The following is a 16,763-nucleotide window of genomic DNA, read 5'->3' on the forward strand; positions in this document are numbered from 1 at the left end:
AAGACCAAGAGCTTGCTGTTGAAAGCTGTTACTTTTTATCTTGCTAAGATAAAGATTAGAATGAAAACTTGTTTCAGTTAATAAAAACAGGTTAACAGGATCTTTGTTTTCTGTGCTGAAACATCAGGATAATTATTTTTTTTAAGAGATTGTGCTGGACATAGTTTTTTAAAATGGATAAACCAAAAAACAAATGTACAAGCAGGTACATTAAAAATTAAATATAAACATTAAAACATTAAAATCATGAGCAAAAAAATTGAATTAACAGACGAGTCAAAAGTAAAAGTTAGAGAAGTAATTCTTAAATCTCTTAATGATGCTTCTTTCAAAGAAAGATTGGTAAAAAATCCTAAAGCAGCAATTGCAGAACTTTACCCAGATCTTATCGAAAGAGAAACAAGAAACATAGTTGTTTTTGATCAAACAGATAAAAATACCATTTATGTGAATGTATCTGCAACACAATATGTTTTGCTTGATGGAGATTCAGATGCAATTGAATTAACTCAAGAAGATTTAAATTTAGTAGCTGGTGGGGCACAAGACCAAGAGCTGGCTGTTGAAAGCTGTTACTTTTTATCTTGCTAAGATAAAAACTTTTTTGAGTTAATAAAAGAGGCTGTTTGAAAACTCAAATCAGCCTCTTTTATTTTTTAGCCCTGCATGTAAGGTATTTTAGGAACAAACTATAATAATTAAATATTTTGATGGACTACAAGATGAAAAATGGAAATATCATAGACATGCCCTTCCAAGTTGAAGAAAAAACTAATACTGCTATTTGTTCCTTATACGAAAAAAGCATAATAGAGTTATTAGCTGTCAGCATTGCAAATAATAAAGATTTAATTTTTGAAGATTTTTTTGAAGATTTAAAAAATAATGATTGGAAGAATCTTGGTCAGTCATTTCCTGTTTTAGGCGAGATTTTGCCACTGCAAAAAAATAACATTCAGAAATTGTATGATAAAATTTTACATTCCTTTAAAAATGATTCTGTTGATTTGTTTAATAATGGTTTGATTAAATACATGGATGAGGAAATTCAAGACATTAAAATAGGTGAGGGAGATTTTCATAATGGTTCATCAACAGCTATAATTGATTCTGAAGATAGTAACTTAGTTTACAAACCTACAAACGGAACTATTTCCTTCCCTTTTTTTCATCTGTTAGATTGGTGCAATAATTCTTTTTCATTGGGTAATTATAAGTATAACATACTGAATAAAAACCAATACCATTGGCAGGAATTTGTAACAGAGCAACCTTGCAGCAACGAAGAAGAAATTAAAAAATATTATCAGAGAGCTGGGTATTTATCATGTGTCTTATATTTATTAAACGCTACCGATTTTCATGCGGAAAATCTTATCGCTAACGGTGATTCAGTTGTGTTTATCGATCATGAAACTATAATACAGCCAAAGATTAATGATAAAGTAAGAGAATCTTTTGGTAATTCTGGTCTAGAAAAATATAATGATTCCAGTCAATTAGGGGATTCTATACTTATGTCAGGTTTGCTGCCAAGCAAAGACGAAAATTCTTCTTCTTGTGTAATGTGTGGACTGGGATATTCAAAAAAGACCTATGGCTACTATTTTAAAAAAACAGGAATTAATCAATTCTCCAAAGATTGGAAGATGGTAAACAAGGAAATGAAAGAGGAGTATATTAAAAAAAACATTCCCGCTTTAAATGGAGAGAAGGTTTTTGTTGATCACTATTTGAAGGAATTTCTTATAGGGTTTGAGGAATGTTATACTCATTTATTGAAACAAAAGTCGTTTTTATTATCCAAAGATTCTCCGATACAAAAATTCCATAATGTTCCCATAAGACATATCTGGAGACCTACCAATTCATACGGCAGGATTTTAAGATTAATGAGCTTGCCGGAAAATTTAAAAAATAAAGAACTGCATGAACAAAAAATAGAGAACTATTTTTCAAATGCTTTTAAAAACGTCCCTATTGACTCTAATTTACGTTTTATCTATAAACATGAAACAGCACAAATGCTAAGAGGAGACATTCCTTATTTTGAGGTAAATTCATCTTCCAGAGATTTACATACAGAGTTTGGAGTAATTAAAGATTACTTTGAACTTAGTGCAGTAGAAAATATAGAAAGAAAACTAAAAAAGCTCTCAATAGAAGATTTAGAATTTCAAAAGAAAATAATTTTAGAAAGTCTCACATAAGATTTTCAAGAATTTAAAAAACGTAAAAGGAATGAAATTGTGTACTAACCTTTTAGGCAGCTTTTATTGACGTCTCGTTACTTAATTAACCACTTTATTTTTTTATTATTTTAATAATACTTCATTATAATATAACGCAAAACAAAAACTTACAACTAGCTGAATAAATGAATGCTGGTTTTTTTTGTGTTATTTAATCTATTGGAAATATGACCTCATTTTTATTGGTGATTTGTTTATGAAATCTAAGCAGGATTCTCTTCTTAAAGAATATTGTTTGTTACAGAAATAGCTAAACTTCTTTCAAAAAGATACACTACGTTAAAAAGTAAGAATTTTAACATTTTTTACACTTTTAGTCTAAAGCTGGCCTTTAGAATCGAACTAGATTTGTTAATGTAATATTACAACAACAAGGAATTCCTGAAAAGCATTTTTTAATGACACAACAACTTTTATAGCTGTTGTTCAAACAAATATTATCTAAACTAAACCAAAAACACCATGAAAAATTTCTTATACCTTATCGCTGTCATATTCCTATTAGCTACTTTAAATTCTTGTACTGCTGACGAAATTGAAACTGAAGCACCTAAAAAAACTCAAAATCAAGCTGACGTTGATCCAAATAATCCTGGCAGCATAATCCCGCCAAAAAAAAATTAACCGTTTTACTTTTTTAGCATTATATTAAAAAGTTAAAAAATGTATTTTTACACTTATTCTAATTAAGCGCCATTGAAACTATTTACAACAATATTGATTTTCAGTATTTTTTTTATTGGGTGCAAGCGTAAAAATGAAAGTTTTTACGCTTCAAACACTAGTAAGTTAGATTCGTTGATTTCAATTTCGACAGACAAAAATAAAACTAAAGAAGAAAGGCTCGATAAGGCTTTATTAGCCTCTGAAATTATTCAAAAAAATGACACTTTAGTGATGTCCTCTGATTATTATTTTCTATTGGCGGATTCATTTTTGCAGCTAGGAGAAAGTGAAAAATGTCTTCATTTATTGCAAAACTTATATAAAAAGTCAATTTTGATAAAAGATAGCGAAGGCATTCAAAATGCAAGCTATAGTATTGCAGTTGTTTATAATAAAGAAACACAATATGATTCAGCCTATTATTACTTTACAAAATCAGAAAAAGCCCTTTTGAAAAAAAATAATGATAACTTATTGGGTAATGTAAAGATTTGGAAAGCAGAAATATTATCTTTTAAAAATGATTATGTAGGAGCAGAAAAATTAGCAATTGAAGCCTTAAAATTTGGTCTTGAAACAAAGAATAATTTATTGATTTACAATTGTTATCTCACGTTAGGAAGTGCACTTGTTGGTATGAATAATTATGAGAAAGCTATAGATTATTACGACAAAGCTATTCAGATTTCTGAAAAATTAAAATCAAATCCAAATTATTTGTCGTACAAGTGCCAGCCCTACAATCATATTGCTAATATCTATGTAAAAAACAAAAATTATGAAAAAGCTATTTCATTTGCAAAACAAGGTTTAGCTATAGCAGATTTCAAAAAAGCAGATCCTCCAATTTATTGTTATCTCACCAATAAACTTGCTTATTCTAAATTTAAACTCGGCAACAAATCGTCAGTAAAACAATTTGAAGAAACTTTAAAAATTGGCGACAAAATAAATAATATTCCTGTACAGATTACTTCAAAAATCTATTTAGGAGAATATTATTTAAGTGAAAAAGATACTTTAAGAGCCAGATATTTTTTAAATGACGCACAACTGCAGGCACATGAAAATAATTTTTTCGAAGACGAACGCACTATTCTTAATTTATTAGCTCTTGCATACCCTCAGGAAAAATACTTTTATAGTAATAAATACATTCATCTTAACGACAGCCTTCAGGATGTGGAACGTACTTCTCGTAATAAATATGCCCGTATAGAATTTGAAACCGACCAAATAATCGAGGAGAAGAAAATGGTCGAGAATAAAAAGAATGAAATCTCAAAACAATTCATATTATATGCTGTTATGAGTTTACTGGTATTGATATTATTGTTGATTATTTTATATCATAAAAACAAAAATATCAAACTTGAAAAATTGTTCCGTAAACAAGAACAGGCTTTAAACGATTCGCAGATTTATAATTTGATGCTTTCAAATCAGCAGAAAATGGAAGAAGGCAAAATTATCGAAAAACAACGAATTTCGAGAGAACTACACGACGGTATAATTGGAAAATTGTCGGCAATACGAATGAATTTATATGAAATAAAATATAATCAATCACCAGAAACTTTAAAAAAACATTTGGCATATATTGCTGAGATGAAAAACATCGAAGAAGAAATCCGTAATCTGACACACGAATTAAATACGAATGTTTTCTCTGGATCTGATGATTTTGAAACAACGATAAAAGCATTATTCTCAGAATTAAACAATAATCCAATTGCTGAAATAAGTATAGAAATTGATCAGAGAATAGACTGGTCTTTAGTCGATATAAATGTAAAAATGAATCTTTACAGAGTTTTTCAGGAAGCCTTACAAAACATCAATAAATATGCGGATGCTTGTGTAATAACAATCGCAATTGCTAAAAGCGAAACAGGTATTAGCATTCAAATTGCCGACAACGGTAAAGGTTTTGATGTAACGCAGACGAAAAAAGGAATTGGATTAAAAAATATGGATCATCGAGCAACGGAACTTAAGGGGCAATTCTCTGTAGAATCGAAGCCAAATATAGGCACAAAAATAAATTTGTCAATTCCGATTGAATTCAATAGTTTTGAGTTTTAAAGACTAATGATAAGAAAAATACTAATAGTTGAAGATCACCCTTCAATGATTACTGGATACCAAACTATACTCTCTCATAACAAGTTAGGGGATGTGTTGGAGTTTTATTCTGCAAACAATTGTAAAGATGCTTACGATTGTATTTCAAATGAAACCCAACCCATTTCTTTTGATTTGGTAATGCTTGATTATAGCTTGCCGGCTTTTCCTGAAAAGGAAATTTTTAATGGTGGTGATTTAGCAATTTTAGTTCACAAATACATTCCTGGTGCAAAAACATTAATTATTACTTCGCATTTTGAAAGTGTTATTTTGTACAATATCTATCAAAAAACTCAGGTCAACGGAATTATGGTCAAAACTGATTTTGACGATGAAGAGTTGTTATTAGCTTATGAAAAAATCATGAGCGATGAAAACTATTTTAGTAAAACGGCTAAAAAGGCAAAAACAGAACGTTTGTTAGCAGAGGGACATTTTGATTCTCTTGACCGCCAGATCATAACACTTATTTCTAAAGGGTGTCAAATCAAGACCATCGCAAACACTATAAAAGTTTCAGAAGATACCGTTAAAAAACGCAAAAGTAAAATAAAGGATATTTTAGGCATTGATAAAGGCAACGATGAAGATATTTTGCGTGAGTGTAGATTATTACAAATGATTTAGTAATAATTAAAGGCACTTGTTTTCAGAACCTGATAAAAATAATCACTCCTATTACGGAAATTCTTATTCCAATTATATGCAGCATAAAAAATAAATGGCTTAGAGGCCGGGTTCAGCTGTTTTTACGTTCAATTTCAGATATATTTATAAACGTAATCAGATTATGATGCTAAATCATTTTCCGACAATCATTCGTTTCTCCCATACCATCCTCTCAAACATTTAAAAAAATTATCCAAATAACTTCAACAATCACTACAAATTGGAGTTAATATGCGATTTAATTTATTGCGGGATATTCGATTTTATTTCCATTACCTCACTTATTTATAGGCAGAGATTACTTACCGCCTTTTAACTTTTTTTACACTTAAAGTGTAAAACCACGCAAAACCCTTATCCTAAATTTGAAATATCAAGCTGCTCCAGATAGTATTAGTAATTAAATTTTTGGGGTTTAGAAAAGCCAAGAAGACAGCGTGATTATAAAGTAATAAAATCATACAAGCTTTTTTATGAAGCTGTATTTGAGGTGGTTGCATGCAAAAAGCTGTCTTGTTTGAAAAATAAAAATCAAACGTCTTGAATTTCCTAACGACTTATAAATACTCGATTCTTGAAAATTAGTAATCAACAGAATTAATTACCATTACAAATCATGAATACAACAGTAAAAAGAAATGCAATAGATTGGTCTTCACCGGATATTTTAAATCACTTATTCTTACATATTAAGACTCCATTAGATTCTATAATTACGGCTAGTGCTCCAAGCGCAGCCGGAAGTGAGATTAAAAATGAAATCATTCTTTCCAGCAGTAAAGAAATTAATGATATTATTGAAGAAATACTGAATGAGATTAAATCTAAATCAGTAAGCTTGACAATACAAAGCAGGCCGGATATTTTTGATATTTACGAATCAAATAAGAATGTTCAGGACCTATGCTCGAAAAAGATAAATCCAGAAAAAGTTACAAAAAAAGATCAGAATTGGTTAATAAACTTAGAAAAAGAAATCTACAATTCCATTTCTAAGAACGACTTGGATCTAGTTGATTTATCATATAAGATGGCTGTCAGCGAAAGACAGCTTCATAGAAAAATTGCAAGTTTAGTTTACTTAACCCCTAATAAGTACATACGCATATTAAGGCTGCATAAAGCAAAGCAGCTGATCGACAATTATGATCAGGATTCTATTTCTCAGGTTTCTTATTCTGTAGGATACAATGATTCCCATTATTTTTCAAAATTGTTTAGTAATCAATATGATATATCACCCAAAGAATTAATAAACTCATTACTCTAAAAGAATACTGATCAGAACTCAGAAAAAAGTTGGAAGATTTTTTGGAATGACTTAACAACATTTAAAACAAAGCAAATTAATAACCATAACCCTAAAAATATATATTATGAAACGAGTGCTTTTTTTCCTAGGCCAATTAAATGACAGAGATTTAGAATGGATGGTCCTTAATGGCCAAAAATTAGAATTAAAAATTGGAGATACACTGATCCAAAAAGGAAATCATGTAGATAATTTATACATTTTATTATCAGGTCAATTGTCAATTTGTTCCGATTCAATTGAAGGTAAAGAAATTGCACTTTTAGGAGCAGGAGAAGTTATAGGTGAAATGTCTTTCTTAGAATCCAGACCTCCTTCAGTTTCGGTTATTTCCAAAGATACTTCTGTCGTTTATAAAATATCTCGAAATGCAATAGAAACAAGACTCTCTTCAAATCCAGATTTTAAAGCCAATTTTTATTATTCATTAGCATTATTCCTTTCTAATAGGCTGAGAAAAACAACAGATCAATTAGGATATGGGATTGTTGAAGAAGAGGATTTAATTGATGCCAAAGTATTGGATGTAGTTTCTCAGGCAGGCGCACGTTTCGGACAGATCTTAAATAGGTTTTCCGAGGTTAAGTTAAGTGCTAATTGTTAAGGTTCAGATATGAGGAATTCCCTTTTGCTTTATATTTTATTGGCTGTAGGTAATATTTTATATAGTCAGTCTAAAATTAAGTGTGACTTAATTGAGGTCTCAAGTATTGCATTTAATAAAAATCCAAGTATAAAAAGCGCTAATTTCTCGATCCAAAATGCCGAAGGTAATTTTCAAGTGCAAAAAAGTGTATTTGATTTTAAATTAAACTCTGAAGTCGGGTATCAAAATGAAAGATATAACCTTTTTGATGCTGATTCAAGAAATAAATACCTCGATAAAGTTTTAAAAAATAATTCATTTTATGTTTCAGCTGGTTTAGAAAAAACATTACGTACCGGACAAATAGTAGATGTTAGTTTAAAATATAATTACAATAATAATAATTATCCTTACAACTCCTTTGCTCAATATGTTGGTGCTTACTATGGTAATCACAACAGTACTGTTAATCTTACACTAACCCAGCCTCTTTTAAGAGGAAGAGGAAAGAAGGTGGCTACAGCTTTAGAAGAAGCATCTGTTTTTTATATTAATAAAAGTAAATATGAGTACGAATTTTCTAATTCGTATCAAATTCAGCAAATAGGCATTGCTTATTGGAATTACTATACTTCATATAAGAGTTTCTCAATTTATATTGAAAATGAAAATAGGGTAAGAGAAGTACTGAATATGACTATTGAACTTGTAAAAGCGGATAAAAAGCCAGCAAGTGATTTATATCAGGTCAATGCCGATTTAAGTAATCAGGAAAGGTTAACTGCTGTCGCAAAACAAGATTTATATAATTCAAGATTAAATTTAGGACGGGTTATCGGTCTAACGGATGAAGAAAGCCAAAGATTAGATATTCCTATAAATGACTTTCCAACAGTCATGGAATCTGGATTTAATGATGGTATTGATACAAATGCACTTATTAAGATTGCCAAGGATAAAAGAAGTGACGCAAAGGCAATTGAAGAAGAATATAAAGCAATAGAACTTCGATATATGCAGGCGGCAAACAATCTAAAACCGCAATTAAATTTAGCTGCATTTGCTTTTTATGGAAGTGCAAGCGTTGGAAACGGTATTGATGAATCCTTCACTTCTCTCGTTAATAATGAAGGCCGGGATGCTGGAGCTGGGGCTAGACTCACATTTTCTTTTCCATTGAATAACAATCTGGCAAAAGGAAATTATTCAATAAATAAAATCGCTTTACAAAATCAGTCCGTAATAATTGAAAACACTCATAGAAATATTGAACTGAATATTGATATAGCAATTAATAATTTGAAAAACAGTATTATAGTTCTGGAGAAGGCAAGAGAATCTTTTAAATCGTATCAAGATGCTTTTAATAGTGAACAGATAAAGTTTCAATCAGGATTGACCACTCTTTTAAATTTAATCTTATTTCAGGAAAGGCTAACATCTTCAGAATTAGATAATTTAAATGCACAGGAACAATTTTCAAATGCAATCCTTGCTCTCAGACACGAAACGGGAACGCTCATTTCTAAAGAAGATCTTGGTTTTAAAATTACTCAAAATGCATTTTATACTATTCCTAAAATAGAAAATTAAAAATATACAGATTATGTCAGCACCTTTTTTTAGAAAATCAGCATTAGAGAAACTTTCTACCCCAGAAAAATTAGATCAATTAATCAAGGTTACTGGCACAAAATCCTGGATAGCTCTAACCACCATTATAGTTGCGATTTTCACAGCATTAATATGGTCGTTTGTTGGCACAGTCAAAACAAAATTGGATGTAGTTGGGGTTGTATTAGGCGGAGACGTTCATGAAGTAGTTGCTACAGCGCAAGGACAATTGGTAGAATTAAAAGTAGCCATAGGCAATAAAGTCAAAAAAGGAGATATCATCGCTACAATAAAACAGCCAGAATTATTTCAACAAATCGAAGATGCAAAAGTTGTATTGTCAGATAGAAAATTTGAAATGGAAAAGCTAATGTCTTATGGAAATCAAGGTGCTCAATTACAACATAAAATGATTAACCAGTCACGTGTAAGTATTGCAGGCGAAATTGAAACACAAAAAAAGAAGATCCTATTTCTGAATAATCAATTAGAATCAGAGAACATACTTCTTGAAAAAAGTTTAATAACGAAATCGCAGGTTGCAGGTACAAAAGAACAAATAGAGGCTGCTAAAAATACAATCGAAAGATTAAAAGAACAAATCGTAGAAACATCCAGACAGCAAAATGATTTGGGATTTGATATTCAACAGAAAGTTACATTACAAAACCAAAGAATTGCTGAAGCTCAAAGAAATCTTCAGTTTTTAAGTGAAAAATATGATATCCAAAGAAATATTAAAAGTCCGTACAGCGGGGAAGTAGTTGAGGTTTTAACCGATGCTGGAATTGTAGTATCAGCAGGATCTCCATTATTTAAACTTAAAAATACAATCAAGACGGCGCAATCGCAGCTAAAAGGAATTCTTTATATCCCTTCTAAAGATGGGAAAAAAATTAAAAAAGGAATGGAAGCTCTAGTTGTACCATCGACTGTGCAACCTGAAGAATACGGTTTTATAAAAGGAAAAGTTACTTATGTATCTGATTTTCCGATAACCGAGCGAGGAATGTTAACCTCCGTTAAAAATGATCAGCTTGCGAAACAGCTTTTGGTCGGCGGTCCTTTGTTTGAAGTTTATGTGGATTTTGAAAAAGATTCTGTATCGTATAGCGGTTATAAATGGACTTCTGCTAAAGGGCCGGATATTTCTCTTAAAGAAGGCACATCATGCTTGGGTAAAATTACTGTCAAACGTGAGCCTCCTGTAACATTAGTTGTTCCTGCATTTAAGAAGTTTTTTGACCTTTATTGATCTATTAAAATGAAAAATAACATAAACTTACTTATACAAAAACAAGCAAAACCGGTTAAAGTGCCTACTGTCTTGCAGATGGAAAGCGTTGAATGCGGTGCTGCTGCTTTAAGTATTATTTTAGGGTATTTTGGCAAGTTTGTTCCATTAGAAAAATTGAGAATAGCTTGCGGGGTATCAAGAGATGGATTGAAAGCTACTAATATCATAAAAGCAGCTAAAGAGTTTGGATTAGAAGCAAAAGGATTTGCTAAATCTGTTGAAAAACTGATGCAAATGGAAACTCCAGCGATTATTTTCTGGAACTTTAATCATTTTCTAGTCTTGGAAGGGTTTACAAAAAACAGAGTCTATCTCAGTGACCCTGCACAAGGAAGGTATTATGTGAGTCATAAAGAATTTGACGATTGTTATACAGGTGTCGTTTTAACCTTTACACCTTCAAAAGAGTTTGAAAAAGGAAATGAAAAGAAAGGATTAGTACCCTCCTTAATTTCAAGGATTGCAAATTCTAAATCAAGTATTACCTACATTATTATAGCAAGTTTGTTTTTAGTAATTCCTGGTTTAGTAATTCCTTCATTTCTTAAAATATTCATCGATAAATTTTTAATTAATAACTTTTCAGGTTTTGTAATGCCCCTTTTGCTAATTATGAGTGTGCTTCTAATAGTTAATGCTTCATTAGTTTATCTCCAGCAATACTATTTACTTAAGTTAGAAACAAAACTGGCATTGGTAACTTCCAGTAAATTTCTTTGGCATGTTTTTCATTTACCAATTGCTTTTTTTACTCAAAGATACAGTGGCGAAATAGGTAATAGAGTTTCATTAAATGATAAAGTAGCAAAACTGTTAAGCGGGGATTTAGCAAACGCAGCATTAAATGTCATTGTTGTTATTTTTTATGCCATTTTAATGTTCTCCTATGATGTTACCCTGACTTTAATTGGTGTTTTTATGGCTGCATTAAATGTTGCTGCTTTAAAATATGTTTCAACAGCCAGAAAAGATGTAAGTCGAAGATTAGGTAATGAAATGGGAAAACTTTTAGGCACTACTACGTCTGGAATTAGTATGATTGAAACATTAAAAGCCTCTGGCAGAGAAAATGATTTTTTTACTAATTGGATAGGATATTTAGCTAAAGTAGTGAATTCTCAACAAGAATTTGGATGGTTAACAGTAAGGCTTAACATACTTCCAAATCTAATTTTATCCTTAACAAATGCTCTAATATTAGGGATAGGCGCATTAAGGATAATAGAAGGAGAAATGACCTTAGGAGCTTTAGTTGCTTTTACTTATTTAATGAATAATTTTATTACACCAGTAAACCAGCTTGTAACAGCAGGAGCCATGCTGCACGAAACAGAAAGTGATATGGCACGCATTGATGATGTATTGAACTACGAAATGGACAAACAATTTACAAAAACTGCAGATGAAAATATTCAAAATGCAGATATTCAAATTGTTAATAACAAATTGATTGGATACTTCGAAATGAAGAATGTGACTTTTGGATATAGTCAGACCATGCCTCCATTAATAGAAAACTTTGATTTAAAATTAAAACCTGGAAGCAGAGTGGCATTGGTTGGCGGTTCTGGGAGCGGAAAGTCAACCGTTGCAAAAATAGCTTCAGGGCTTTATGATCCATGGCAGGGAGATATCTTGCTTGATAATAAAAACAGAAAATATATACCCAGACATATCATAACAGAATCATTAGCCGTGATAGATCAGGAGGTTTTAGTATTTAATGGTACTATTAAAGAAAATATTTCTTTTTGGGATTCCATAATTCCTGAAAAAAACATTATAAACTCAGCAAGAGATGCTGCTATTCATGATGTTATTGCTGCAAGAAATGATGGATATGATAGTTCAGTATTAGAAGGTGGTTCGAACTTCAGTGGAGGACAACGCCAGCGCATTGAAATTGCCAGAGCTTTAGTTTGTAATCCTACCATTTTAATTATGGATGAAGCTACCAGTGCATTAGATCCTGCTACAGAAAAAATTGTCATGGATAATATTAAGAAAAGAGGATGTACTTGTTTAATTGTTGCCCACAGATTAAGCACCATCATAGACTGTGACGAGATAATTGTAATGGAATTTGGTAAAATCGTAGAAAGAGGCTCTCACAAAGAATTATTAAAACTAAATGGTGTTTATGCAAAATTGATTGAAACAAAATAAAAGTTAAGATATGTCAACGAAAGAAAAAATACATATAGGAGTTGAAGAACCATTTATACTTAACAGTACTGACAAATTTTGGATGTTAGTTTCTGGAGAAGTAAATGTGTTTTATGTTAGAGTTGATGAAAAGGGAGAATACTTATGCGCTTTAAAATATCTTTACTCTGCCAAAAAAGGAGATTTATTATTTAGCTTACTATCTGCTGATTGTAAGGATGATATCCGTTTAGTTGTTTTTTCAAACGAAGCCAATTTATTAGCTATAAACAAACACGAACTCATTAATATTGATCATTTCTTTCTAACAAGTATGATAGATAAATGGATCTTAAAAACTTCATTTAAAATTAATTCAAGTAATATTCCAAAAGCGTATAACACTTTAGACAGCTATAATAGTTTTATTTTAAATCAAAATGCAATAGCATATCCTTCGCAAGGAATAAATTGGGTAAATTTAATTTATGGGCAACTTTCTGTTTTCGCAGAGCAGGAAGCTGTTAACTCTGACGATGCCCTTACATTTTCAATTCCCGTTTGCAACAAATTATGGATTAAATCATTGTCTGAATTCTCAGAGCTTAAATTAATGAGTACCAGAGAAGTTTTAGAAGATGAAATTAATTTTTTAATTTCTTTAGAAAAATTACAATCCCATTTTTACAAACAGCTTTGCAAAAATATTGAGATCAATAGCTTGCTGGAAAACAATACCCTTAACGAAAAATTAATTTATCAGGAAGAAGTGTTAGAAAACACTTTAGAAAAAATTAAATCTATAGTTACAGGCAGTAAAAAAAAATTACATCACCTCACAAATAATAAAAAGCAAAGCGTACTTTATTTAACATGTCAATTAATTGGGAAACATGCTGGCTTTAAATTTGAAGAACCAAAACATTTTGAATCAGATGTAAATAACACAAACAATCTTTTATATGCTATTGCTCAAAGTTCTAAAGTAAGAATACGAAAAGTTATTTTGAGAGATGTATGGTGGAAAGATGAAAATGGTCATTTATTAGCATTTGTAAAAGAGACTAATGAGCCTGTTGCGCTTATACAAAAAAATTCTACGACTTATATAATTAAAAATCTTTCAAAAGGAACTGAAACTGTTGTTGATAATGAAATAGCCGAATCTTTAGAGCCTATAGGTTATATGTTTTTTTCGGGATTTGATACAAAAATGAATTCCATAAAAAAAGTATTAAGTTTCGCGATGAATGGTGTAAAAAAAGATGCCAAACTATTATTAACAGCCTCTTTACTCGGAAGTCTAATAGGTTTATTGATTCCCATATTGTCAGGGATGATATACGATGATGTAATACCAACTGCAGATAAATCCATACACTTGGAAATCTTTACGATCATGATAATAATAGCTTTGGTGTCTGCCGGACTGCAGCTTACCCAAGGAGTTTTACAAATGAGAGTAGAGTCAAAATCAAGTATTAATCTACAAGCTGGAGTAATGGATTATATACTTCGATTACCTGTAACTTTTTATAAAAAATATACCGCTGGGGATCTCACAAATAGAGTTTTAAGCATTAACGCAGTCAGGCAAATCCTTTCTAATACACTTATGACAGTAGTACTTAGCGGGGCATTCTCATTTGTTAATTTATTACTGCTGTTTTACTATGATTCGAGTTTAGCATGGGTAGGAGTTGGGCTTGCTTTAGCTGCTATTGCTTTTATGATTTTAATGGGCTGGCTAAAATTGAAGTATGATCGGGAGGTATCTAAATGCGAAGGAGAAATTCAGGGTTTACTTTTCGAGTTTTTATCAGGAATTAGTAAAATAAGAATAACTGGAGGTGAAAAAAGAATTTTTTCTTTATGGGGAGACAAGTTTTCAAAACTGAAAAAGTTAGGATTTAGTTCAGGGAGTTATCAAAATTTTGTAGAAGTTTTTAATAGCTCTTATCCTCTTTTTACAAGCATATTATTTTTTTCATTTTTATATTATACGGTTTTAAACTCACCAGAGTCCAGAGTGTTATCTGTAGGATCATTTATGGCTTTTATTATTTCCTTTAATAAATTTTTAAATGATAGTTTAAGATTAAGTATGGCATTTATTACCTCACTTAGTGTTATTCCGTTGTACGAAAGAGTAAAGCCAATTTTAGAAGAAGAGCCTGAGTCGATAAATGAAAGTATCGATCCGGGTGAATTGATGGGAGAGATTGAACTGAATTCTATTTCATTTAGATACTATGCAGATCAGCCGCTGATTTTAAAAAATGTCACATTTAAAATAAAACCAGGTGAAATGATTGCTTTTGTAGGAGCGTCTGGCTCTGGAAAATCAACAATTATGAGACTTCTTTTAGGTTTTGAAACCCCTGAGTTAGGTTCTATCTTTTATGATGGGAATACATTTGATGCGATGAATAAAGAACTTACACGGCGACAAATAGGCGTAGTACTGCAAAATGGATCTCTTATGTCAGGCAGTATTTATCAAAATATTGTTGGTAATTCAGAATTAACACTAGAAGATGCATGGGCTGCAGCACGCATGGCCGGTATGGAAGATGATATAAAGAACATGCCGATGGAAATGCATACCTATATTAGTGAAGGTGCAGGAACATTTTCCGGAGGGCAAAGACAAAGATTAATGATTGCCAGAGCAATTGTTCATAAACCCAGATTATTATTTATGGATGAAGCAACAAGCGCTCTTGATAATAAGACCCAAAATATTGTTGCAGAAAGTTTAGACAAACTTCAGGCTACCCGCATAGTTATTGCACATAGGCTGAGTACTATAAAAAATGCTGACCGTATTTTTGTTTTAGATAAAGGAGAAATCAAAGAATCGGGAACTTATGATGAGTTAATACAAATGGAAGGTTTGTTTACAGAACTTTCTAAACGTCAAACCGCCTAGCAATGATAAATCAATCAACTCCTTTAAAAAAAGAAGAACGTCTCATTAATCCTGCTCTATCTGAGGAACTCAAAAACTATTTGATAAATAATTTTAAATCAAAAAAAACAATATCACTCGAAAATGAAACAAGTATTAAATATTGGGAAGATTTTGCAGGAAAAAGCGCTGCGGATGAATTAATATTTGATGAATTAAAAAAGTGTTATCCTCAATTGAACTTTCCAATTGAACCAGAGATAGAAAAAAAAGAAGAATATAAAAATTTAGTTTTGAGAGGTAAGACAGAAAATGTAAATCTTTCTTTTTTATTAAAATTAAACGATTGCAAAAATATAACCCTAAGAATTGGGGAAAGTATTGCAGGCAAAATACCTATAATAATAGTTCCAGATAAAGAAGACTTTATAACAATTCTACAATGCCTATTGTATAAAAATAATCCTAGGCATATTCCTAATTCAATGGGGGCGGTATTGATTAATGGAATAAATAACTGGCAAAAAATAACTGGTTTAAAAAATGACTGGATGGCGGCCAATATTGCAGGAAATTGGAGCCAGGAGTTTTATATAAATGTTTTACCAAATTATAGTTTATATCAAGATCAGTTAATTGTTATAAGTACAAAACCGTACAGTAATGTATTGGCAAAGCAATTGGGTTTGAGTGAAAGTTTATGGTTATCCTATTCCATTTCGATAAGAATAGAACATGAATTTGCACATTTGTACACTCTTAAAAAATTTGGGACAGCATCAAATAATCTGCACGATGAGTTAATCGCAGATTACATAGGAATTGTAAAGACTATCGGTAAATACAATAAATCATGGATGTTACTATTCATGGGACTTGAAAACTATCCCGACTACAGACAAGGAGCGAGGTTGGAAAATTATATATCAGACAATAAATTATCTAAAGAAGACTTTAAACAGTTGATTAAAATAATAAAAATGGCTATTGAAAACATTTCAATATTTCACGAGTCTCAAGGAAATTTAAAATCAGATATAGATCAGATGTGTCGAATAGATGCCCTTTGCGAAACTAGTCTGGAAGAATTATCATCTGTAAATGGAGCTTCTCTAATTATCGATAATTATAACAAAATGTTGGAGAACAGAGCAATGTAATATCTACGACACATATTTAAGGAA

The 16,763-nt window shown here is 31.0% G+C and carries 12 protein-coding genes; all 12 read left to right on the forward strand.

What is annotated here, in order from left to right:
- Positions 1-246: 246 nt before the first annotated feature.
- The 12 genes from ACFSC2_RS09150 to ACFSC2_RS09205 all read left to right on the forward strand — a co-directional run bounded on the left by ACFSC2_RS09150 (position 247) and on the right by ACFSC2_RS09205 (position 16,739).
- Positions 247-591, forward strand: a complete 345-nt coding sequence (locus tag ACFSC2_RS09150) for a hypothetical protein (RefSeq protein WP_379814293.1) — start codon at positions 247-249, stop codon at positions 589-591.
- A gap of 131 nt (positions 592-722) precedes the next feature.
- Complete coding sequence (lanM, locus tag ACFSC2_RS09155; protein WP_379814292.1) at positions 723-2,210, forward strand: type 2 lanthipeptide synthetase LanM; 1,488 nt, start codon at positions 723-725, stop codon at positions 2,208-2,210.
- 504 nt (positions 2,211-2,714) lie between these two features.
- Entirely contained in the window at positions 2,715-2,876 is a 162-nt protein-coding gene (locus ACFSC2_RS09160; protein WP_379814291.1) for a hypothetical protein, read from the forward strand.
- A gap of 375 nt (positions 2,877-3,251) precedes the next feature.
- A complete protein-coding gene (locus ACFSC2_RS09165; protein WP_379814290.1) occupies positions 3,252-5,003 on the forward strand; it encodes an ATP-binding protein in 1,752 nt (583 codons plus the stop codon).
- 6 nt (positions 5,004-5,009) lie between these two features.
- Positions 5,010-5,672, forward strand: coding sequence for a hypothetical protein (locus ACFSC2_RS09170; RefSeq protein WP_379814289.1), 663 nt, complete (start codon positions 5,010-5,012; stop codon positions 5,670-5,672).
- 658 nt (positions 5,673-6,330) lie between these two features.
- Entirely contained in the window at positions 6,331-6,984 is a 654-nt protein-coding gene (locus ACFSC2_RS09175) for a helix-turn-helix transcriptional regulator (RefSeq protein ID WP_379814288.1), read from the forward strand.
- Between the two features lie 106 nt (positions 6,985-7,090).
- Positions 7,091-7,630, forward strand: a complete 540-nt coding sequence (locus tag ACFSC2_RS09180; protein WP_379814287.1) for a cyclic nucleotide-binding domain-containing protein — start codon at positions 7,091-7,093, stop codon at positions 7,628-7,630.
- Between the two features lie 9 nt (positions 7,631-7,639).
- Positions 7,640-9,205, forward strand: coding sequence for a TolC family protein (locus tag ACFSC2_RS09185; protein WP_379814286.1), 1,566 nt, complete (start codon positions 7,640-7,642; stop codon positions 9,203-9,205).
- A gap of 13 nt (positions 9,206-9,218) precedes the next feature.
- Entirely contained in the window at positions 9,219-10,481 is a 1,263-nt protein-coding gene (locus tag ACFSC2_RS09190) for an NHLP bacteriocin system secretion protein (RefSeq protein ID WP_379814285.1), read from the forward strand.
- A gap of 9 nt (positions 10,482-10,490) precedes the next feature.
- Positions 10,491-12,689 carry an NHLP family bacteriocin export ABC transporter peptidase/permease/ATPase subunit gene (locus ACFSC2_RS09195; protein WP_379814284.1) on the forward strand — a complete coding sequence of 733 codons (2,199 nt, stop codon included), beginning with the start codon at positions 10,491-10,493 and terminating at the stop codon, positions 12,687-12,689.
- A gap of 10 nt (positions 12,690-12,699) precedes the next feature.
- Positions 12,700-15,600: an NHLP bacteriocin export ABC transporter permease/ATPase subunit gene (locus ACFSC2_RS09200; RefSeq protein WP_379814283.1), complete on the forward strand. Its 2,901-nt coding sequence runs from the start codon at positions 12,700-12,702 to the stop codon at positions 15,598-15,600.
- 2 nt (positions 15,601-15,602) lie between these two features.
- A complete protein-coding gene (locus tag ACFSC2_RS09205; protein ID WP_379814281.1) occupies positions 15,603-16,739 on the forward strand; it encodes a DUF7005 family protein in 1,137 nt (378 codons plus the stop codon).
- The last annotated feature ends 24 nt before the right edge of the window (positions 16,740-16,763 follow it).

The organism is Flavobacterium artemisiae (assembly GCF_042678225.1).
Taxonomy (GTDB): domain Bacteria; phylum Bacteroidota; class Bacteroidia; order Flavobacteriales; family Flavobacteriaceae; genus Flavobacterium; species Flavobacterium artemisiae.

Coding starts and splice junctions, on each gene's coding strand:
- ACFSC2_RS09195 (WP_379814284.1), top strand. CDS start 10,491: ATGAAAAATAACATAAACTTACTTATACAAAAACAAGCAAAACCGGTT.
- ACFSC2_RS09190 (WP_379814285.1), top strand. CDS start 9,219: ATGTCAGCACCTTTTTTTAGAAAATCAGCATTAGAGAAACTTTCTACC.
- ACFSC2_RS09175 (WP_379814288.1), top strand. CDS start 6,331: ATGAATACAACAGTAAAAAGAAATGCAATAGATTGGTCTTCACCGGAT.
- ACFSC2_RS09205 (WP_379814281.1), top strand. CDS start 15,603: ATGATAAATCAATCAACTCCTTTAAAAAAAGAAGAACGTCTCATTAAT.
- ACFSC2_RS09200 (WP_379814283.1), top strand. CDS start 12,700: ATGTCAACGAAAGAAAAAATACATATAGGAGTTGAAGAACCATTTATA.
- ACFSC2_RS09160 (WP_379814291.1), top strand. CDS start 2,715: ATGAAAAATTTCTTATACCTTATCGCTGTCATATTCCTATTAGCTACT.
- ACFSC2_RS09170 (WP_379814289.1), top strand. CDS start 5,010: ATGATAAGAAAAATACTAATAGTTGAAGATCACCCTTCAATGATTACT.
- lanM (WP_379814292.1), top strand. CDS start 723: ATGAAAAATGGAAATATCATAGACATGCCCTTCCAAGTTGAAGAAAAA.
- ACFSC2_RS09180 (WP_379814287.1), top strand. CDS start 7,091: ATGAAACGAGTGCTTTTTTTCCTAGGCCAATTAAATGACAGAGATTTA.
- ACFSC2_RS09185 (WP_379814286.1), top strand. CDS start 7,640: ATGAGGAATTCCCTTTTGCTTTATATTTTATTGGCTGTAGGTAATATT.
- ACFSC2_RS09150 (WP_379814293.1), top strand. CDS start 247: ATGAGCAAAAAAATTGAATTAACAGACGAGTCAAAAGTAAAAGTTAGA.